Consider the following 2,377-nt stretch of genomic DNA (forward strand, 5'->3'; position numbering starts at 1 on the left):
GGCATAACCTGCAGTGCCTGCGTAGCCCGGGTGGAACGCGCCTTAAAAAACACGCCCGGTGGACTGACGCGGTGGTCAACCATGCCCGTTGTCATTTCGTACCTCAAAAAAACACATTTTCACGGAGGAACCCGGCCATAAAGTTGACTGCCAGCGCTGGCACAATAAATGTCAACCGCATATGGGAAATCGACCTCGCCCGGGGAGCGGCCCTCCTGTTGATGGTAGCCTTTCACTTGATCTATGACCTGGCGGAGTTTTACCATCTTCCCCTGGATTACCAGAGAGGTCTACTTTATTATATGGGAAAAGGAGCTGCCACCCTGTTCATTCTCATTGCGGGTTTAAGCTCTTTTTTCAGCACGGACAACCTGCGGCGGGGGATAAAACTTCTCCTGTGGGGGTTCATTATTTATATCATTACCGGCGTGGTCCTGCCCGGGAGCAACATAATCTTCGGCATCCTGCAGTTCCTGGGGACAGGTATACTTTTAGCACCCCTTTTCAAGGGTATGCCTTTACCGGTTTTAACGACCCTGGGCGCCCTGATTCTGCTGGCCGGACGCTATACCGGCAAACTTACCCTGCCCCATAACTGGCTGGCCTGGCTTGGTTTTATGGGGGAGAACTTTTCCTCCGTAGACTATTACCCTCTTATCCCCTGGTTTGGAGTGTTCCTGTGGGGCATGGCCCTCCGGCAAGCACTTTACCCGGTTAAACGAAGCCTCCTCCCCCATTTTCCCCTGTCCCGCCACCCGCTGGGCCGGTCTTTACAATTCCTGGGCAGGCATTCGTTGACCGTATACCTCGTACACCAGCCAGTAATTTTATTGCTCCTGTACTTGTTTTTCCTGGTTATAAAATAACTTAATAAAGGTGCCAGGCACTTGATATTAACTTATGGATTCTTATTGACGGCCTCTGGTTAAGCATGCTAATATATTTTCGTGGTACAGTATCACAGCTGGCGATGGAGCTCGCCTTAAATTGCCTTTTGCAGGCTAATAGCTCCTACCAGAATCCCGCGGGGTTTCCGGTAGGAGCTTTTTTAATGCTATTTTATATTTCTGGAGAGGAGGTATTTCTGTTGAACACGTGGCTTGAGGCGGCCACCTGGATTGGCCTGGCTCTGGCCGCCGGGTTGATTTCAGTACGCACCGGCATATCGGTAGCCATGGTGGAGATCATGGTGGGGGTAATCGGTGGTAACTACCTGGGACTGGAGGTTAATACCTGGGTCAATTTCCTGGCCGGACTGGGTGCCATCGTCCTCACCTTTCTGGCCGGGGCCGAAGTAGATCCGGCGGTACTGAAAAGCAAATTCAAGGAAAGCGTTAGCCTGGGTGTGGTAGGTTTTCTTTTCCCCTTTCTGGGAGCATTTGCCTATGCCTACTATGTGGCCGGTTGGAACCTGCATGCAGCGCAAATCGGCGGCATCGCCCTCTCCACCACCTCAGTGGCCATAGTTTACGCGGTCATGGTGGAAACGGGCCTGAACGAAACGGAACTGGGGCAAATCATCCTGGCCGCCTGTTTTATTAACGACCTGGGCACAGTGCTGGCCCTGGGCGTACTCTTTGCTAACTATGACTACTGGATGCTGGTCTTTATTGCAGCAACCGCGGTTGTGTTGTTCTTAATGCCCAAAATCACACCCGCCTTTCAGGAGAGGTTCGGCGGCCAGGTAAGCCAGATCGAGGTAAAATACATCCTTTTTGCCCTTCTGTTGCTGGGCGGGCTGGCCGGCAAAGCCAACAGCGAAGCGGTTTTGCCCGCCTACCTGCTGGGCCTGGCCCTGGCTGGTTTCTTCCAGAGGGAAAAAGAACTCCTGCAGCGCATGCGGGCCGCTGCCTTTGCCTTCCTCACCCCCTTTTACTTCCTGAAAGCAGGCCTGTTTGTTTCCCTGCCCGCTGTTGTAAGCTCCTTCGTACTAATCGTAATCCTGCTGCTGGTTAAAATGGCGAGCAAATTTATTGGAATATGGCCCCTGACCAGGCTGTTCCGTTACAAACACCGGGAAGGAATGTACACCACATTACTCATGTGTACGGGGCTGACCTTTGGCACCATCTCTTCTCTTTTCGGGCTGAGCCATCATTACATCAACCAGCAGCAGTACACCATTCTGGTTACGGTGGTGATAGCCAGCGGGGTAATTCCCACCATTATCGCCCAGGCCTTCTTCCGGCCCCGGGTAGAAGTGCTCAAAGCCAGGGAAACAGTGCCCACCGTCGAGACGGGGGGTATAGTTTCCATCTCCGAACGTCGCCCGTTGCCGGAAAAATAATAAAAAGTGATTTGTAAAAATGCCTTCAAGTAGGCGGGTATTTTAGGTTCACTGGCCTGAAAAGCTTAAATGAAAGGGTGAGATTATGTA

At 52.2% G+C, this 2,377-nt stretch carries 2 protein-coding genes and 1 riboswitch; both genes read left to right on the forward strand.

Going from position 1 to position 2,377, the window contains the following annotated elements:
• A partial coding sequence (locus tag ACPLUI_RS13940) for a heparan-alpha-glucosaminide N-acetyltransferase (protein WP_424660848.1) occupies nucleotides 1-866 on the forward strand: 866 nt, incomplete at its 5' end.
• Nucleotides 867-957: 91 nt separating this feature from the next.
• Nucleotides 958-1,021: riboswitch (Fluoride riboswitch) on the forward strand.
• A gap of 66 nt (nucleotides 1,022-1,087) precedes the next feature.
• Nucleotides 1,088-2,287 (forward strand): cation:proton antiporter, encoded by a 1,200-nt coding sequence (locus ACPLUI_RS13945; protein WP_424660849.1) that lies wholly within the window; start codon nucleotides 1,088-1,090, stop codon nucleotides 2,285-2,287.
• Nucleotides 2,288-2,377: the final 90 nt, after the last annotated feature.

The sequence above is a fragment of the Desulfofundulus sp. genome (assembly GCF_049701015.1).
Taxonomy (GTDB): Bacteria; Bacillota; Desulfotomaculia; order Desulfotomaculales; family Desulfovirgulaceae; genus Desulfofundulus.